Consider the following 18,320-nt stretch of genomic DNA (forward strand, 5'->3'; position numbering starts at 1 on the left):
TGAGTAAAAACAGGCACGGAGTCTTACATGTCTTCTCCCCGATATTTAGTGGGTATAGATTTAGGCACAACACATACCGTTGTCGCCTATTGCCCTATTACTTCAGATCTTCAACATGAAGCTGTAAAGATCTTTGACATCGACCAGCTCATCGCCCCTGGTGAAGTGGCGCGCAAACCCCTTTTACCCTCGTTCAGATACCATCCGACAAGCGGTGAAATCGCACCTGATCTGTGTGTTCTGCCCTGGGATAACCAACCTGTTCATGGCGACTTTCCCGAGGCAATCATCGGTGAATATGCCCGCGAATTAGGGGCCAAAGTTGAAGGCCGGCAAGTCACTAGTGCAAAAAGCTGGCTATCTCATACGGGCGTTGATCGCAATCAGCCCATTCTGCCATGGGCAGCCAGCAGCGGTGTGCAAAAAGTATCGCCGGTTATTGCCAGTGCCAGTTACCTGAACCATGTTCGTCAGTGCTGGGACTACCACCATCCGCAAGACAAACTTGCCCATCAGGATGTTGTGATTACCATACCCGCTTCTTTTGATGAAAGCGCCAGAGCGCTCACGATAGAAGCCGCCAAGCTGGCTGGACTGAGTCATATGGTGTTGCTCGAAGAGCCGCAGGCTGTGTGCTACGACTGGTATTCCCGTCATCACAATGAAGCGGAAACCCTGTTGAAAGATATACCGCTTTTGATGGTATGCGACATTGGCGGCGGTACCACAGATCTCAGCCTGATTAAAGTCAGCTACCAAAACGAAAGGCTTAAGCTTGATCGCATCGGCGTGGGTGACCACCTGATGCTGGGTGGAGATAACCTGGATTTAGCGCTCGCCCATCAGGCCGAGAGCAGCCTGCACACCGGCGGAAAACGGCTAAGCGCTGCAGGCCTCTCGAAGCTCATTCAGCAAACACGTCGTGCGAAAGAGCAACTACTGGCAGAAAATGCACCAGACCAGATGAACGTGACGCTGCTTGGCAGTGGCTCGAAGCTGATTGGCGGCAGCCGCTCTGCCGTGCTCACCAAGGATCAAGTCAACCAGATCGCACTTGACGGTTTTTTTCCGGTCAGTCCGTTTGATGAGCGTCCAAATCAACGTCAAAGTGCCGTGGTAGAATTCGGTTTACCTTACGCGTCAGATCCGGCCATCTCCAAACATCTGGCCCATTTCATCAGCGAACATCATGCTGCGTGCTGTGATGCCATGGGGTTTAGCAACACCAGCGCTGACGAAGCAAATCCAGTGATTCCTCCAGCGATACTGCTCAATGGCGGTGTATTTAACAGCCCTGTATTGTCTGAACGTATTCAGGATATTTTTACCCACTGGAAAGGAGCAAGCGTCACCTGTCTGGACAATCCGCATCCCGATCTGGCTGTCGCATACGGCGCCGTTGCCTATGCAAAAGCCAGACACGGTGCACAGCTGAAAATTGGAGGAGGATCGGCGCGCTCCTTTTTCCTCGATCTGCATACGCAACCGGCTCATTCTGGTATTTGCCTGTTACCACGAGGCACTGAAGAAGGCGTTGAAGTTGCATTGTCAGACAGAAAATTCGCGCTGACATTAGGTGAACCGGTTCGTTTTAATCTGTATGCCTCTTCAGATGATACGCCAACTTCAGCCGGTGATATTCTTCCTCTGGATAAACCACATATGACCTCGCTGCCCCCCTTTGTTATTACCCTGGACAGCGAGACCGACAGAGAATCACTGGCAGCAAACCAGAAAGACAGGGTTGATGTTACCCTTGCCTGTCAGCTCACTGAAGTGGGCACATTGCAATTGGAGTGCGTCAGCGTAGATATGCCAGACAAACGATGGCGGGTTGAGTTTTCCGTACGGAAAACCGCCGCTGTGGATAATCTTCTTGATGCAAGTGAAGATATTCCCCATCCAACCGCCTTGCAATCAGCCCGAATCGCTATTCAGAAAGCATACGGCGGCAGCAAAAAACACGCAGATGAAAAACCCGTAAAAACACTCAGAAACGATCTGGAAAAGTATCTGGGTAAGCGTGAAGACTGGGAAATGCCAGCATTAAGAGCCTTGGCCGACACCTTGCTTGACAGCAAAAAACGGCGACGCCGTTCCGCTGTCCATGAGCGAAACTGGCTGAAACTGACAGGCTATACATTAAGACCCGGTTTTGGTGATCCGGTTGATGACTGGCGCATGAATCAAGTCTGGGCGCTGTATCAGCACAATCTGCAATTTCACCAGTCTGCTCAGAGCTGGAATGACTGGTGGATATTCTGGCGCCGTGTGGCAGGTGGTCTCAATCAGGTGCAGCAAGAAATCATCTACAAAGACATCGCAAAATACATTCATCCAAGCGCGACCCGAAATCCTAAGTTAGCGAAAGAGATTCAAGAACGAGGCTATGAGCAAATGGTACGTTTAGCCGCCTCTCTTGAGCACATCGCATTTGAAAAGAAACTGCAACTGATCGAGTGGTTGTTCTCACGATTGCAAAAAACGCAATTTGCACAGGCCCATTGGTGGGCAATTGGCAGAATTGGCAGCCGCTTCCCGCTGTATGGCAGCCGGCATAACCTGTTAACGGCGCAGCATATCAGCTACTGCTTACCAGAATTATTAGATTCAGACTGGAAAGATGAACCTGATATTGCGCTTGCCGCCGTCATGATGTGCCGAAAAACTGGCGACCGAACACTGGATATTGATGATGAGTTACGTCAGCAAGTCATCACTAAACTACAGGCGAGCAAAGCGCCAGATCGCTGGATCGAGATGGTCGCAGAACACAAAGTGTTGACCCAAGAAGAGAACCAGCGTGTTTACGGCGATTCACTTCCAAGCGGCTTGATACTCCTGGAGTAAATATTCGCTTATTAAGCTTACGTTAGGGTATGACTGCTAATCTATCGGGAATCAGAACTGCCGGTCAGTCATACCCAGCAGGCCTATAAAGGAATAACAAGCGAGTAGTTTTGGCTATGACACGAGAACAATTTAAAGTAATTTCTGAGCGAATTTTCAAATCCCAAAATCAGCGTACTGCTGTTGAGGCTGTCGTCTTTGAAGGCTTATCAAGCTATGAAGCCGAGAAGCGATATGGCGTACCGAAAGGGACTCTCTCACGGAATGTCCGTAAATATAAAAATGAAGTTGACTACATCACCACAGTCACTCAAGCATAATAAAAAAGGAGAGTATGACTCTCCTTTTTTATTATCAATAGCAATCAGATAGAAGCTCAGTTATTCCTCAGCCTGAGAGTTCATCAGCTCTTCAGGATGAACGCCGTCTTTTTCCATCAATGCCAGAATCTCAATCATTCTGACCTGACGAGCTTCTTCCTTAAATTCGTTTAATACCGCGATCAAATCATTTATTTTCTGTAGCGGAATTCGCTTAATGACAGCGCGCTGTCTGCCTGGTACCTCATCTGCGAAGTCAATCAGAGCCTGACGATAGTCAGTTCTGCTCTCTTGCAGATGTTTCCCGCTTTCAACATTCTTAAGCATCGCACTGAGTGCTTTTTCCGCATCCGAAAAGTTAGCCATGAATTACCTCTAAACACTATTCTAATAAAGAGCACTTTCTTGTCATCGACTAACAGATTCATGACACCTGTTGTGCTATTTGAAATAGAGCAAAATTAATAAAATTAAACTTAGATCCCAAGACTACTCATGAGAACCGTATTCTGCCGAAAAACTAACGCTATGACTTCTGCTGGCGCGTATGTGAGAACAGTCGTTCACTCACTTAATTATAATAGAGAACTCTAACGAGGATGAAAGAGTAGCCAGCAGTAAATAAATAATACTCCCAGTCTTGGTTATTGTGAACATAATTTTTGTGTCCTTGACAATTCTCTGACCAAAAAAAATGATTTCAGCAATGAACTGGCTCATTATCTCAATTCAGATATCGCAATGTGTGTTTCGGAACCAACACGGTACTCAAGGCCACTCGCTTCTGCTGCAAATGCCCTCTCACCATCAAAATCTCCCGATCGCCAACCAAATGATGAAATATTAGCCTGTTTCTCAGCAATTTAGCTTTGCCAAAAGCAGTCAGTATTGGTATGATGCTCGCCAGTTAACAAGCCTTTTGGCGGACATTAGCGCAGTTTGGTAGCGCACTACTCTGGGGGAGTAGGGGTCGCTGGTTCAAATCCAGTATGTCCGACCAAAAGGCTTTTTTCGTTTCATTCCGCTTCGCATTATTTGTTTTCCCTCGAATTTTTTTCAAAACTTTTTTTAGCAACTGCTGCTTCAGTCTATCATTGGCTCGATTCCCTAAGGAGCATGATATGGAACAGGCACCATATTGCAAAGAATGCGGACAACACGAAGAGTTCATTGTCATCGATGAGCACCTGTTCGTTTGCATATGTGGTTACCAATTCAGTTGTATCTCAATTAGCGTAACGAAGAATGTTACGTCATCGCCTTCCCCACCTCTCGATTATCAGGTTCATTGAACAAACTGCCTGATCAACAAAAAGCCCTATTCAAAAATCACGCCAGGGCACAATTTCAACCGCATCGAGATAGTATATTAACTGGTCAATTTTGGTTAAATTTAGTTTAAAACTCTGTTAACAGCAAATTAATTACACTTTAATTACCTGCCTGAAACACAGAGAAGAAAAGCAAAGTAAATACATGTTTTTAATCAATTAAAGTCAAAGAAAGGCACAACCTCCCTTCTGTTGACCCGTGGAAATCCCATTAAAAACGTGATCTATGTCCTGAGCCATTTGCGGAATTTTGTGCTACCTTCTCGCACGAAAACGAAGTCACTATTTTACAATTGGGAACACCGACTATCTCTCGGCATAAGCCCAGAGCGCTGGATCACTCCCTTCATTTAGGACAAATTTTGTTGTCCTGCTTCTTAGTCAATATGACATCACAGGATCATTCTATGAATGCAACGATTAACAATTGGCTCGCCATTCTCAACGAACAATTAATGTCTGTCATCGGCGACATTAACGGACTGCTATGGGGCCACCTTCTTGTATACCTGCTGGTTGCTGTCGGTATCTATTTTACTTTTCGCCTCGGTTTTATTCAGATTCGACAGTTTCGTCATGCCATCAGCGTTTTGAAAAAAGGCAAGGATGTCGAATCTGGTATCAGTTCCTATCAGGTCTTCTGCACTTCAATGGCAGCCCGCGTAGGCACAGGTAATATGGCCGGTGTCGCGGTCGCATTAACTGTCGGCGGACCGGGTGCCATTTTTTGGATGTGGGTCATGGCCCTGCTGGGCATGGCGACTGCTTTTGTGGAATCCACACTGGCGCAAGTTTATAAAGTCAAAGATGTCGACGGACAATACCGTGGCGGCCCAGCCTACTATATGGAGCAGGGACTGGGTGCCCGCTGGATGGGCACACTGTTCTCCGTCTGTCTGATTATTGCTTTCGGATTAGTCTTTAATGCCGTACAGGCAAACACAATTACCGCGGCACTCAATCACTCTTTTGAGATCGACCGTAAGTATGCAGGACTGGTGATTGTTGCATGTTCTGCTTTCTTCATCATGGGCGGCTTAAAATCTGTCGCACAAGCGTCTGCGCGTATTGTGCCGGTTATGGCTGTCGGTTATCTGGCTATCGCCTGCTTGATTGTTATCATGAACATGTCTGAACTGCCTGCTGCCATTTCGCTGATTGTGAAAAGTGCTTTCGGATGGCAGGAAGCTGCTGCTGGCGGTGTGGCTTATACCATTGCGCAGGCGATGCAAAGCGGTATTGCTCGTGGTCTGTTTTCCAATGAAGCGGGTATGGGTTCAGCGGCGAATGTTGCAGCCAGCGCCACGCCGAACCCGAATCACCCTGCATCACAAGGCTTTGTGCAGATGCTCGGTGTGTTTGCAGACACCATCGTCATCTGTACTGCCTCAGCCGCGATGATCATGCTGTCAGGTGTAATGGACCAGCCAGAGCCTGCATCAGGCATTGGTCTGCTGCAACAAGCTTTGACCAGTGAATTAGGTCACTGGACAACCTATTTCATGGCTGCCGCTATCATGCTGTTCTGCTTTACTTCCATTATTGCGAATTACAGTTACGCAGAAACAAACATTATGTTCCTGAACGGTAACACCAAAAAAGGCCTGTTCACATTCAGAATCATTGTACTGGCCATGGTGTTATTTGGCTCAATCGCCTCACTGCCTGTTGTATGGAACATGGCTGATGCCTCTATGGGCATGATGGCGCTGATTAACATTGCCGCACTGGTACTCTTATCTAATCTGGCGATCAAAGTGATCAAAGATTACGAAGTACAAGTGAAAAACGGTCAAGTGCCAACCTTTGATCGCAGTAAATTTCCGGAGCTGAGTCAGCTAGACGGTGCCTGGCATCCTAAGCCTGATACAGCGAAAGAATCACGCTAAATCAACACAGTCATATCAGCAAGCCAGTATTTTTCTGGCTTGCTTTCTTTTAGCAGGCTCTTATATTCTTGTTTAGATTGAACTCAGAAATAATAAATCTGCATAGCCCCCGGTTTTTCTCGTCATACCTGAATTCAGCCACTTACTTTGCCTGCTGAAATATCATAATCCGTCCATTTCCGATTGAGCGTCTTGCTTATAACAAACTCTGCTCATAGCCATTCTATTGCACTGAACTTATTTCAACCTTTTTATAAACAAAGTTAAAACCTTAAAATTCCGCGTTTCCACATCATTGCCGCGTGTTTACTTCGGTTAAATATCCACCATAAATGCAAAAAAGATCACATTAATTAACATTTTTATCATTTATTTAACTTTCTTGCTTTGAGAAAAAAAGAAACTGTTCTATCTATTAGCTATGACAGACATGTCATTCGTTCTTATTGATTATTTCGACTCAAGGAAGACAGCAATGCGATTAAACAAGTTTAGCTTGGTTGCACTCTCTGTTGCCGCTGCAACTATGTCTAGCAGCGTGCTCGCCGCACCAGGAACCCCTCAACTCTCATGGATGGAAACAGACTATGCCATCGTTGAAGTTGATCAGGCCGCAACAGCCTATAAAGATCTTGTCACCGTGAAAACAGCAGCAGACGTTCCCGTCGCCTGGCAACGTTATTCAGGCGATACGGCTGACCGTTGGAAGGTGAAACTCAATGGCAACGTCGTATTTGAAGAAAGTATTGATCCGGCCTCCAGCGGTGCTGGATCAACAACATTGTCCATCTCTCAGGGGGGGCAATATACGCTAGCCGTCGAGCTCTGTAGTGGTTCTGGCGCTGAAGAAGCGTGTAGCAGTAGCCCTGCAACCAACATCGTCGTCGCGGATACAGACGGCAGCCACCTCGACCCGCTTCCGATGAATGTCGATCCAAACAACGGCAATTACGCTACGCCTGCCGATACCGTTGTGGGTGCCTATTTTGTTGAGTGGGGTGTTTTCGGCCGTAAGTTCACCGTCGACAAGATCCCGGCTCAAAACCTGACACATATTCTGTACGGATTCATCCCAGTTTGTGGCCCGAATGACTCTCTGGGCGAGATTGAGAACGGTAACAGCTTAGCAGCACTGGAGCGCGCCTGTGCTGGCACGCCTGATTTTGAAGTCGCCATTCACGACCCATGGGCCGCTGTCCAGATGCCACAACCTCAATCGGGCCATACCCACAGCACCCCTTACAAAGGTAACTATGGTCAGTTGATGGCACTGAAGCAACGCTACCCGGATCTGAAGGTTATCCCTTCGATTGGTGGCTGGACACTGTCTGATCCTTTCTTCTCTTTCACCGACAAATCCAAGCGTGATGTATTTGTGGCCAGTGTGAAGAAATTCCTGCAAACCTGGAAATTCTTTGATGGTGTCGACATCGACTGGGAATTCCCGGGCGGAAAAGGCGCTAATACGACGCTGGGCGATCCGGTAAACGACGGCCCGGCATATGTCGCACTGATGCGCGAACTACGTACCATGCTGGATGAACTCGAAGCCGAAACAGGCCGTCAGTTTGAACTGACTTCTGCGATTGGTGTGGGTTACGACAAAATTGATGTCGTGAACTACGCTGAAGCATCTCAGTATATGGACTACATCTTCAACATGAGTTACGACTTCTACGGTGCCTGGAGCAACGTATTAGGTCACCAGACGGCGCTGAATTGTGGCAGCCATCTGACAGCGGATCAATGTAACGGCACGGGCGTTGATGAAAACGGTGAGCCTCGCCAAGGCCCGGCATATACCACTGCCCATGGCGTCGAACGTCTGCTAGCTCAAGGCGTACCTGCCAACAAACTGGTTGTGGGTGCAGCCATGTATGGCCGCGGCTGGACTGGTGTGACCCAAGCGAGCATGACAGATCCAACGAATCCAATGACAGGTGTAGGTAATGGCCCTGTCGCAGGTTCCTGGGAAGCTGGCGTGATCGACTATAAAGATGTTGTCACCCGTTATATAAACAAAGCCGGCGTCGTACTTGGCTATGATGAGCAAGCTGAAGCACCCTGGGCGTATGATCCGAGTAACGGCGATTTAGTCACTTACGACAGCCCGCGCTCTATCATGGCCAAAGGTCAATATGCCCGGGATCTGGGACTTGCCGGTCTGTTCGCATGGGAAATTGATGCGGATAATGGCGACATCCTGAATGCGATGCAAGAGTCTCTGGCTGGCGCACCAGCAGGAAACCGTGCACCAGTTGCACGAGCAGGCGCCGACCAGCAAGTAAACACTGCGACCACTGTAACCCTGGACGGTTCTTCCTCAACAGACAGTGATGGCCAGATTGCCAGCTACCAGTGGGTACAAACCAGTGGGCCAGCATTAACGTTGTCGGGTGCGAACACTGCTTCTGCAAGCGTTGCTGTGCCAGATGTTACGGTTGATACGCAGTATGTCTTTACCCTGACAGTCACAGATAACGAAGGGGCGACGGCAACCGACAGTATCACAGTCACAGCCAAAGCACCGGGTGCACAAAACACAGCACCAGTTGCTTCACTGACAGGTCCAGCTACAGCCAATGCCGGTGATGTGGTGACCCTGGATGCCTCACAGTCCACGGATGCCGATGGCGATACTCTGACGTACGACTGGACTGTCCCTGCAGGCGTAAATGCCGTGATTAATGGCTCAAGCCTGAGCTTCACGGCTGGTAGCTATACTGCTGACACCGCATTGTCTTTCAGTGTGAGCGTCTCAGACGGAACGGCCAGCGATTCCGCTGCCCTGACAGTCACCGTGGCAAAAGACGGTAGCGGTACAGGTGGTGAGGGTGATTTCCCAGCCTATGTGGAAGGCACTGCGTATCAGGCCGGTGATCAAGTGTCCAACGGTGGTCTGAACTTTGAATGTAAACCCTACCCTTATTCAGGTTGGTGTTCAGGTGCGGCCTGGGCCTACGAACCTGGCGTAGGCGTGTACTGGCAGGATGCATGGACTCAGCTTTGATAACTCATTTCAACGCTTGGGTACGTCATCATCTTTAAAGGATTCATCTGAAGTAAAGCCACTCGTATTATCACGAGTGGCTTTTTTAATGCATTTTCACAATGCTTCATGATCATCCGGTTTGGATGACAAGCAATCGCACTCAGTTCTAAAAAGCCTGTAAAAACAGGCTTTTCAAATCACTTGGCTACAAAAAACAGGTCCTTCGCGTAAATGTTGCCCTTCGGATTGTTGTCCGGAAATCCTTTCAGATTGCTTTTGACCAATCTTGTGTGGTTATAGTGATAAATTGGCATGACCGGCGAATATTGATCAAGAATCTGCTCTGCCTGACGGTACATGCCATACCGTGCTTGTTCATCCGCCATATCAGCGGCCTGCTTGAGCAAGGCGTCAAATTCCTTGTTGCAGAATCCAGTCTCGTTACTGACGTGTCCGCAGGTGAAACTGCTGAGCACAGAGGATGGCTCTGCATAATCACCAAAGGCATAGGAGCGGGCAACGGCATAATCACCCGCCGCTTTGGCCGCCAGGTAAGCATTCCATTCCATGTTTTCCAGCTTTACAGTCACATCCAGAGACTTCCACATTGAGGCAATCGCCAGTGCCAGCTTTTTATGATTTTCACTGGTGTTGTAGGTCAGCGTAACATTCAACGGATGATTCTTGCTATAGCCGGCTTTAGCCAACAGGAGTTTGGCTTCACCAATACGCTCATCGTGAGACTGAGACTGAAATGCCGGAGTAAAATTTTGATAATTTGGAATGATATCCGGCACAACAGAGAAAGCCTCAGGCTCGCCCTGCCCCGTTACTTTTTGCACGAGCAAATCACGGTCAATTGCCATACTCAACGCGCGGCGTACATCGGCATTATCAAATGGAGGTTGCTGGGTATTAAAGGCATACACATAAGAGCCCAATAAACGCAGAGATTTGATCTCTTCCGGACTGTCCTTCAGTAGTTTCTGATAATACTCAAGCTGGACACGGTTCGTCATATGCACTTCTCCAGCCTGATAACGCATCAGCTCTGCACTTTGTGACGAGAGCGCCAGATAGGTCACATCGTTGATAACCGTAGAGGCGTTATCCCGGTAATAAGGGTTCCGTGTCACTTCAACCCTTTCGTTCGGCACCCACTCTTTCAGCACATAGGCCCCATTTGAGACAAAATGATCGGCACGAGTCCATAGATCACCGTATTGACTCACCACGTGTGCCGGTACAGGGAAGAAGGTTTTGATGCTCATCAGGCTGAGAAAATACGGCGTCGGACGGCTTAATGTCACCTGAAGCTGATGCAGGTTGAGCGCTTTTACTCCCAACTCGGATGCTGGTTTTTCACCCTTCAGTATTTCCTGAGCATGAGTAATGTTCGCTGTAACCAGGTTAAATCCGGTATTGTTGCCCGTGGATTTATCAACCGCGCGACGCCACGCGAACACAAAATCCATAGCGGTCAAAGGCCGGCCATCAGACCATTTTAAGTCCTTGCGCAGATTGAAGGTGTAAATTCGACCGTCGTCTGACACTGTCCAGCTCTCAGCTTGTCCTGCTGTGATTTCACCCTGAAGGTTTTCAATCAGCAGCCCTTCGAACAAGTCATTGATGATGACATCGCCCGGGCTGCCCGAACCCACAAAGCCCGGATCTAACGTACTTGGCTCTGCACCGTTTGCTCGTACCAGATGCTGCTCTTTGGCTAAAACAACCCCTTCAGGCACATTGGCGGCAACGGAATGGAATGAAAATGCGGAGATGGCCAGCCCGATGCTGGCAGAGATAAATTTCTGATTCAATGCAAAATCCTTTTAGGGCATGACGCTGTACACGACACTCATACTAACAAGGAAATCAGTAAAGGCTATGCGCACCGTCAAGAAGATAAAATCAGTAACAATTTATGAGAAAAGACCCGCAAAAGCTGCGGGTCTTGATTAAACATTTGGGCAAATATAAAAGATCGAATTACTTAGGAATATTGAAGTTTTTGTCGTTCATGCAGGTGAACGTGTAAAAATCTGAGCGCTCATTAAAATGGCTGAATCCCCGTCCATGACAATAGGCGCCGTTAATCTCATTCATGACCGTCAGTGTTTGCTGATTATTGACAGAAAAATAGCTGTCGTTTTCACACACCACACGGATTTTTCCGTCATCACTCTGAGAAAACGCCTTCACTTTGGCACCGCATAAGGAATAGCTGACATCGACGAAGTCATTTGCTCGTTCATCGATTGATGCACTGCATCCTGCCAAAGCCAGACCAGACAATCCCACGACTAATGTTGTTAAGGCTTTCACAATCACCTCCTTACTGAATATTATAGTTTGATTGTAGTGCGACCAGCATGAAAACGCATTAAAATCCTGCCACTAAAATACAAAATAAATCACATAGAATCATAAATTTAGTCAATTCTAATATATCGCTGTCATACGGACGTCGCTGAAGTGAATTCTGCAATTGCGCCATCAGTGACCAGAAAGCAATCCATCCCTGCGGATAATGCCGCTTGACGTCCTAAATCCGTATCTTCAAAAACAACACATTGATGAGGCGCCAGTCCAAGGCGCATCGCTGCTTCAAGGAAAGTATCCGGGTGAGGTTTGTGATTGCGGACATCATCAGCAGTGACCAGGGCGTCAAGTAAAGGCAAAATCTCGGTTATGGTCAGTAAACTTTCTGCATTCACCCTGCGGCATCCGGTACCGACGGCTACTTTTTTTTGATCTTTATACTGCAATAAAATACTCACAGTCGCAGGAATAACATCCCCTTTTTGTTCCAGTGTCTCAAAAAAGTGCCACTTGGTATCAGCCACGGCCTGGATATTCAGATCCATATGATATTTTTCATTCATCATCTGCGCAGTTTTGATCGTGGGAGATCCACCCAGACTCATCAGCCACTGCGCGTCAAAAGGAATCCTGAATTGCTCACAGGCGAAACGCCAGGCAGCAATGTGGGCTGGCATTGAGTCGATTAATGTACCGTCCATGTCGAAAATCAGTCCCTGATAGCGTGACAGATCCATATTCACCTCCAAATCAATACGTTTCATCATAGTGACCTAAGTGACCCGTGCAGATCCAGCGTGAATTGTATTCCAGCACAGCAGCAGCGTGATTATTCAATCTCCATAACAGCCAATCCCCATTTTTCGGCGATCCGGTCAAAAAATCCCTGCGTTTTCTTTAACTCTATCCATTGGTTGATGAAATTAATCCAAACTTGATCATCTCTTGGCATCAACATCGCCAAAGGTGTTGCACGCCGCATTTCCTGCACCTCAGGGATCGCCAGCTGCGGGAAGCGACTGATTAACCTCGCAGCCTCAATATTGGACGTGACAATGACATTAGCCCGATTAGCCAGCAATTCCTGATAAGACTTGCCTGTTTCAATGACCAATTGCCTGGCTCTGGGAAAAAACTCTTTAACCATAGTTTCCTCACTCGCCCCCCGACGGGAAGCCACAGTCACAGAGGAAGCGTTAAAATCAGCCCAATAGCGAAAGCGACTCTGGTTTTTTTTCTGTGTGACAGGAACAAAAGCAAGGTAATAGTACGGCTGGCTGTAACCTACAATCTTGGCCCGGCTGATATTGAGCGCGGCACTGCCGGTCAAATCATACTTTTCTGTGACAATCCCACTGACTAAGGCTTTCCAGTCTGTGGCCACGTATTCAACCGTCACACCCAGATCCTTGGCCAGCTCAGTTGTAATATCAATGTCGAACCCTTTGTAGAAATTTGTCGCAGGATCCCGCATCGTCATCGGTCCCCAATCGCCGGTCGTCCCAACCCGGAGCACTCCCCTGTCTATAACTTTCTGTAATCGGCTCGACGCAGCATGAACCTGACTGACACACACAAGAAAGAGTGTTAAAAACGCCAGTAGCAAACGAAAAGATAAGGGGAATCGCATCGGACACCTCCGGAGCAACAGAAAAGCTGACTTAGCATTGAAATAAAGATAGCAGTGTCTGTGCGATCATTTTGATCTGCGGACATAATAATTGTGTGTCAAAAATGAAAGTACCGGTATTTTTTTATGATATTGGTGAATAAACGTGCGTTGTCTTATTTATGAGAAAATGTGCATAAAAAAACTGCATTGTATCGCAATGCAGTAAAACACAATGAAGGAATTTCTACAGGAATGTTTGTATTTCCATACACAGTAGAACACTCCGGACACATATTAATTATGATTTAAATTATGCTTCCTCATCCTGAACTCACCCGGTGAACATCCCATGTGTTTTTTAAAGACACGGGAAAAATAAGAAACATCCTTGAAACCAGAAGAGTTCGCGATCTGAGAAATTTTCTCTCGATCTGAACTTAATAAGCCACACGCCAGATCCAGCCGTTTCTTAATGATGTACTGTTTCAGCGTGACACCCATAATGCTATGGAATAAACGCGAGAAATAGGTAGGCGAATAATGGCAGGCACTGGCCAGTTCTTCTTCCCGCAGTGGAGAACTCAGGTTTTCATCAATAATTTTCAGTGCCGGCCGGATTGAAAGCTCACGATTTTCAAAACCAGGCTCAGCTTCATTTTCAATATGATGTGTATGCAGTCTGCTAAAACACTCCTCCAGCTCTTGTCTGCTGGCATTGGCAGCCAGCACATCTTCACCACCGGCCCTTAATACATTAAGTGCCAGATTCCCATCCAGGTTATGGTATACGACAACAACCTTTGCGGCCGGGAAACGATTTTTCACTGCACGCAGCAGTTCAAACCCTTCCGATGTCGAATCGATCACTTCAAGAAAAATCAGCTCTTGCCCCGTCATTGATGACAATAACTCGTAAGGAGAAATCTCAATGACCTTGTGCGAAAGCTTCAAGTTTTCTTTCGCTTCAACCTGCTTGTCATGATGACTACTGCTAACCCAAATCACATATTCACCTTAAACTGCTAGTGTCATATTCCCATGCGCTTGGACCAAGTGCACAGATGGCGGTTGACACTCCTTGTCGATGAATAAAAATGTACTGATAAGAATTCGTATGAATATCAGGGCAAAAATGTATTTACTTATAATAATTAACGATCAATAAACTAAATAAATCCAGCCATAGGTGTTTGTTTCAAATATAAGCAACAATCAATAAAAACTCTGCTACCTATAAGACTTCAATAAGTTGAACAAGTTCCAGTGACGATTATGTGGGGTTTATTATTACTTAGGATTATATAGATACAATTTTTATCACAAAGAATTCTAACTTTTTGACATTCCATCATTGTCGCAAAAAAAGTCTCTATGGCAAAAAAGTCTGACATAAAGGTGTATAAACATAGCCTTTGGGTATCTAAAATACTGTTATTTCAACTGTATGTACTTCACTTTTATAGCATGAATGGCGTCAATTACTTCACGGTACCCGATAACTGCTTATAAAGCTCGAAGCTGCTATCCTCCAGCCAGCACTCAGCAATCAAGCCATTTTCTCGCCGAAACTGGATCATCCCTGTCATTTGTATCGTCTGTTTCTTACCCGGTAAATTGAACCACCCGCCATGATATTGAGCCTGGCAGCGGTATCTGACAACGGTCAGCGGTGGCTCACTGATGACATCTGAGATCGAGAAAACAACAGACTTGAATTTTTGCCGCCAGAGCAACAGATACGAAAGGTAACTTTCATGGGACAGAGGATGCCGGCGACCACCCGGCAGGTGAAAAACAAAAGGATCAGAGACATATTCAGCAAGTCTGGCGCGATTCGCATTGGCCCAGATATCCAGAAACCAGGCATCAATCCAGTCCTCACTTGCCATTAGACATCTCACCTCACAACTTCAGACACAAACAGCATCTCCCCTAAGAAACCGCTCTTTCTTTACGACAAAGATGCTGCATCATTCACTTCAGCTAATGTATCCCAGGCCCTCATCAAATCCTATACCGGACGACAAAACAAACAAATAACTTCGCTCAATATCAAATTTATCAATTAGAATTCACTTTATGAACAAAGACGAATATCAATGACTATCCGGCGACATATTTGTTGCGTTCTGCAGGGTTTCAGCCAGGCTCACGTTTATTTTTCTGGTGTCTGGGGTATCGGATAAAAAGGGTTCAGCCTGATCCAGATAGAAGCGTGATTTCTCGTTGTCTCCTGTCAGAGAATAGCTGTGCGCGAGCGCCGCCAGCAGTTCAATCAGTGCTGTTTTATCGCGATATTTACTGGCCTGTCGCAGCATTGACTGAAAAATCAGTATGCTTGTTTCAGGTGTATTTGAAGCCATGATTTGGGATAAATCTGGCCTGATCGTTTGTGCTGGGGTTGCACAGAACGTGCTGCTGCTGGCTGCGAGCACAGAGCCGGAGCCACACAGCATCAACACAATCAACACAGACTGACGGATCAAAGACATCATAACCACATCGCTCCTTATACTGAGTCAACGCCATCATTATCATGTCTTATCCAATCAGATGAAGACTGAGTTTCAGACATGGTAAAAAGCTCTCACCCTTCCGCAATCTTTTCACCGTGTTACCAGGCACTTTGTCAGCCTGGTAACATTCTTCAGCCATCAGTTGATGTCAAATTTGGACAGAGCGGCCTGATAAAACGACAAACTGGGAATGTATGTATGGTGACTCAATTTTTTACCGACAGCGACAAATTCATAGCCAAGCTCCTGAGAAGCTCTTTGATTCCACTCCCCTTCAGCAAACACAATACGTCGCTTAAAGGTCATCCCCGTATCCTGTTTTGCCCTGAATGCCGCAAGCGCCATGATTTCCGTTCTGCTGGCAGCGTCTGACGACGAGGCAAACGTGATTTTACTGGCATCAATCCCCGCCGCTCGCAACTTCAGCCGGCTGACCGCAGCCCATCCGCTACTGGTAATCGCAACATGCGTATCATCCCGGATAGCCATTTGCTCAAGAAACTCCCTGGCGCCCTTACTCAGCACAAGCTCTTGAGGCATCGAGTGCAGCCTGGCAGCGAGATTCTCCAGATATTTTTGCTCCACCTGACGGTGAACAATAGATCGGCTTGAAAGCGCAGGATACTGATGAAGAATATCATCTAACATCGCAGAATCCGTCACCACTCGCTCTTGATAGCGCGACTTATCCAAAGTGATGTGGAGAACGGCTTCGACGGCTTGCTGAAAACACATCATATCCACATCCCTGGCATTCACCAAAGCGCCATCCACATCCACTAACAACAGATTCATCCCTATACCTTCATTGATTTTTATCATCGGTGATAATGACGTACAGAATGGAGATGTAAACAAAATGTTTCAACTGGTGATTTGTTAAAATTTACTATTTTTTGCGTAATCTCAAACTCTTAGCGAGAAGTCTTATGCATCAGAATTCTTTGCTGGTCAGAAATCAATAACTAAACGCAACTGACCTCAAAAACTTAACACTGTGATTTTTTAGCGGATTTGCTGATTCTTTCCCACAATTACTCAGTTCACTGAATAAATCCGGTGAACAGCATGTGAGCATCTATGACTATAAAAGGAAAATGTGATGAAAACCTCAACTGACCGTCGGCGGTTTCTGCGCCTGACTATGGCAGGCATCATAGGCATCACGCTGGGTGATCAAATCCTGCAGCGAAAAGCGCTGGCCAGTGAAGAGCTGCCGCATCTGGCGGAAGATGATGCACAGGCATCTGCCTTGCAATACACACATAAATCACCTCATGAAGAGAATCACTGCGGTAATTGTATGTTGCTACAAGGCAATGAAGGTGATGAATGGCGACCCTGTTCAATCTTTCCCGGTAAAGCGGTAAATGTGAATGGCTGGTGTTCGGCCTGGACGGCTAAACCTGCCTAATGGATGACAAAGCCCGTAGTCACTGCGGGCTTTATACCCTCAGAAAAATACGAACATTTTACTTGCAGACAATGAGTTTCGATGTGTTTCGATAAGAATGGAGGCGCGTCCCGGAGTCGAACCGAGGTCCACGGATTTGCAATCCGCTGCATAGCCACTCTGCCAACGCGCCTTAGTGAAGCTTGTCTCAGAAGACGAAGCGCATTATCCAAATCCTGATGAGAAGTACAAGCCTTTTCTGACTGAAATCACGCAACTGGTTACTTTTCCGGCCAGCAGGAACTTTCAGCGAGAAATCAGCTAAAAAACAGCCCGATTCTTCCGTGATGATTCACTCGCTCAACCTGAGTGGCAAACGTCTGCGCAAGCTGTTCATTTGTCATCACCTCTTCTGGTTTTCCTTTCGCAACACAGCTCCCCCCTTTCAGCAAGATAACACTGTCAGCAAATTGCAACGTCCGATTCAGATCATGATTTGCCATCACGACAGCAATACCTTGTTCGGCCATAAAATGCAGCAGTCGGTATAAAGAGACTTCCTGCCCGATATCAAGTGCTGTTGCCGGTTCATCAAGCAGCAACAGGCAACCATCCGGATTCAGTCCCGGCCAGACCTGCAAGCAGGAAGCCGCTAATCTGACCCGTTGCCACTCACCACCGGACAATTGCTGAATGTGGCGATCCAGTTTGTCATCAATAGAAAGCCACCGACTCACATCCTGAATTGCCTGATTCACCTTCTCAACGTCTGCTGCCGGAATCGCGGATACCGCTAACTGTAAATAATGATAAACACCAACGGCAAAACCCGGTTTATCCTGTTGCGACAGATAACTGCGGTACCGGGCCATATCGCGAAGATCCATCTCAGACAAGCACTGACCTGCCAGTCTCACCTTGCCTGTCCCCTGAAACAGCCCGGACAGGCACTGAATAGCCGTACTTTTCCCGCTACCGTTAGGGCCTATCAGATGAACCACTTCACCGCGCTTTACCGAGAAGCTGACCGGCAGTAATCTTCTGGCTAACGCTATATTCTCAGCTTGTAATACAAGATCTGGACGGGTCTCCATC

15 protein-coding genes and 2 tRNA genes are annotated in these 18,320 nt (G+C 47.0%); 6 read left to right on the forward strand and 11 right to left on the reverse strand.

The window, feature by feature from the left end; all coding sequences use genetic code 11:
* Positions 1-27: 27 nt before the first annotated feature.
* Both LN341_RS08190 and LN341_RS08195 read left to right on the forward strand, forming a co-directional pair.
* Entirely contained in the window at positions 28-2,850 is a 2,823-nt protein-coding gene (locus LN341_RS08190) for an Hsp70 family protein (protein ID WP_234202996.1), read from the forward strand.
* Positions 2,851-2,966: 116 nt separating this feature from the next.
* Positions 2,967-3,170: a helix-turn-helix domain-containing protein gene (locus tag LN341_RS08195; RefSeq protein WP_046221273.1), complete on the forward strand. Its 204-nt coding sequence runs from the start codon at positions 2,967-2,969 to the stop codon at positions 3,168-3,170.
* Positions 3,171-3,230: 60 nt separating this feature from the next.
* Here LN341_RS08195 and LN341_RS08200 read toward each other — a convergent pair whose 3' ends face one another.
* Positions 3,231-3,536, reverse strand: coding sequence for a hypothetical protein (locus LN341_RS08200; protein ID WP_046221274.1), 306 nt, complete (start codon positions 3,534-3,536; stop codon positions 3,231-3,233).
* Between the two features lie 557 nt (positions 3,537-4,093).
* Here LN341_RS08200 and LN341_RS08205 point away from each other — a divergent pair.
* From LN341_RS08205 to LN341_RS08215, 3 genes are all read left to right on the forward strand, one after another.
* Positions 4,094-4,170: transfer RNA gene (locus LN341_RS08205), tRNA-Pro, on the forward strand.
* 738 nt (positions 4,171-4,908) lie between these two features.
* Positions 4,909-6,390 (forward strand): sodium:alanine symporter family protein, encoded by a 1,482-nt coding sequence (locus LN341_RS08210; protein ID WP_046221275.1) that lies wholly within the window; start codon positions 4,909-4,911, stop codon positions 6,388-6,390.
* Positions 6,391-6,865: 475 nt separating this feature from the next.
* On the forward strand, positions 6,866-9,400 hold the full coding sequence (locus LN341_RS08215) for a glycosyl hydrolase family 18 protein (RefSeq protein ID WP_370643618.1): 2,535 nt from the start codon (positions 6,866-6,868) through the stop codon (positions 9,398-9,400).
* 179 nt (positions 9,401-9,579) lie between these two features.
* On the opposite strand, the gene LN341_RS08220 is transcribed toward LN341_RS08215, so the two are convergent.
* From LN341_RS08220 to LN341_RS08255, 8 genes are all read right to left on the reverse strand, one after another.
* The gene (locus tag LN341_RS08220; RefSeq protein ID WP_052730026.1) at positions 9,580-11,202 is read right to left on the reverse strand and encodes a peptide ABC transporter substrate-binding protein; all 1,623 of its coding nucleotides are present in this window, start codon (positions 11,200-11,202) and stop codon (positions 9,580-9,582) included.
* A 169-nt stretch (positions 11,203-11,371) separates the two neighbouring features.
* On the reverse strand, positions 11,372-11,707 hold the full coding sequence (locus LN341_RS08225) for a hypothetical protein (protein WP_046221276.1): 336 nt from the start codon (positions 11,705-11,707) through the stop codon (positions 11,372-11,374).
* Positions 11,708-11,838: 131 nt separating this feature from the next.
* Positions 11,839-12,447, reverse strand: coding sequence for an HAD family phosphatase (locus tag LN341_RS08230; RefSeq protein ID WP_046221346.1), 609 nt, complete (start codon positions 12,445-12,447; stop codon positions 11,839-11,841).
* Positions 12,448-12,533: 86 nt separating this feature from the next.
* Positions 12,534-13,334, reverse strand: coding sequence for a transporter substrate-binding domain-containing protein (locus LN341_RS08235; RefSeq protein ID WP_046221277.1), 801 nt, complete (start codon positions 13,332-13,334; stop codon positions 12,534-12,536).
* A gap of 276 nt (positions 13,335-13,610) precedes the next feature.
* Complete coding sequence (locus LN341_RS08240) at positions 13,611-14,321, reverse strand: helix-turn-helix transcriptional regulator (protein ID WP_046221278.1); 711 nt, start codon at positions 14,319-14,321, stop codon at positions 13,611-13,613.
* Between the two features lie 473 nt (positions 14,322-14,794).
* Positions 14,795-15,205: an ester cyclase gene (locus LN341_RS08245; protein WP_046221279.1), complete on the reverse strand. Its 411-nt coding sequence runs from the start codon at positions 15,203-15,205 to the stop codon at positions 14,795-14,797.
* A 207-nt stretch (positions 15,206-15,412) separates the two neighbouring features.
* Positions 15,413-15,811 (reverse strand): hypothetical protein, encoded by a 399-nt coding sequence (locus tag LN341_RS08250; RefSeq protein WP_234202997.1) that lies wholly within the window; start codon positions 15,809-15,811, stop codon positions 15,413-15,415.
* Between the two features lie 159 nt (positions 15,812-15,970).
* Positions 15,971-16,627 carry a haloacid dehalogenase gene (locus LN341_RS08255; protein WP_046221281.1) on the reverse strand — a complete coding sequence of 219 codons (657 nt, stop codon included), beginning with the start codon at positions 16,625-16,627 and terminating at the stop codon, positions 15,971-15,973.
* Positions 16,628-16,934: 307 nt separating this feature from the next.
* On the opposite strand from LN341_RS08255, the gene LN341_RS08260 reads away from it, so the two are divergent.
* Positions 16,935-17,246 carry a high-potential iron-sulfur protein gene (locus LN341_RS08260; RefSeq protein ID WP_046221282.1) on the forward strand — a complete coding sequence of 104 codons (312 nt, stop codon included), beginning with the start codon at positions 16,935-16,937 and terminating at the stop codon, positions 17,244-17,246.
* Positions 17,247-17,344: 98 nt separating this feature from the next.
* On the opposite strand, the gene LN341_RS08265 is transcribed toward LN341_RS08260, so the two are convergent.
* Positions 17,345-17,418: transfer RNA gene (locus LN341_RS08265), tRNA-Cys, on the reverse strand.
* Between the two features lie 124 nt (positions 17,419-17,542).
* Positions 17,543-18,319 (reverse strand): vitamin B12 ABC transporter ATP-binding protein BtuD, encoded by a 777-nt coding sequence (btuD, locus tag LN341_RS08270; protein WP_046221283.1) that lies wholly within the window; start codon positions 18,317-18,319, stop codon positions 17,543-17,545.
* Position 18,320: the final 1 nt, after the last annotated feature.

Source organism: Photobacterium sp. TLY01 (assembly GCF_021432065.1).
Taxonomy (GTDB): Bacteria; Pseudomonadota; Gammaproteobacteria; order Enterobacterales; family Vibrionaceae; genus Photobacterium; species Photobacterium halotolerans_A.

Excerpts from the sequence above, each read along its gene's own strand:
- LN341_RS08255 (WP_046221281.1), bottom strand. The coding sequence starts at position 16,627 with ATGAATCTGTTGTTAGTGGATGTGGATGGCGCTTTGGTGAATGCCAGG.
- LN341_RS08260 (WP_046221282.1), top strand. The coding sequence starts at position 16,935 with ATGAAAACCTCAACTGACCGTCGGCGGTTTCTGCGCCTGACTATGGCA.
- btuD (WP_046221283.1), bottom strand. The coding sequence starts at position 18,319 with ATGGAGACCCGTCCAGATCTTGTATTACAAGCTGAGAATATAGCGTTA.
- LN341_RS08190 (WP_234202996.1), top strand. The coding sequence starts at position 28 with ATGTCTTCTCCCCGATATTTAGTGGGTATAGATTTAGGCACAACACAT.
- LN341_RS08200 (WP_046221274.1), bottom strand. The coding sequence starts at position 3,536 with ATGGCTAACTTTTCGGATGCGGAAAAAGCACTCAGTGCGATGCTTAAG.
- LN341_RS08195 (WP_046221273.1), top strand. The coding sequence starts at position 2,967 with ATGACACGAGAACAATTTAAAGTAATTTCTGAGCGAATTTTCAAATCC.
- LN341_RS08215 (WP_370643618.1), top strand. The coding sequence starts at position 6,866 with ATGCGATTAAACAAGTTTAGCTTGGTTGCACTCTCTGTTGCCGCTGCA.
- LN341_RS08245 (WP_046221279.1), bottom strand. The coding sequence starts at position 15,205 with ATGGCAAGTGAGGACTGGATTGATGCCTGGTTTCTGGATATCTGGGCC.
- LN341_RS08235 (WP_046221277.1), bottom strand. The coding sequence starts at position 13,334 with ATGCGATTCCCCTTATCTTTTCGTTTGCTACTGGCGTTTTTAACACTC.
- LN341_RS08210 (WP_046221275.1), top strand. The coding sequence starts at position 4,909 with ATGAATGCAACGATTAACAATTGGCTCGCCATTCTCAACGAACAATTA.
- LN341_RS08250 (WP_234202997.1), bottom strand. The coding sequence starts at position 15,811 with ATGATGTCTTTGATCCGTCAGTCTGTGTTGATTGTGTTGATGCTGTGT.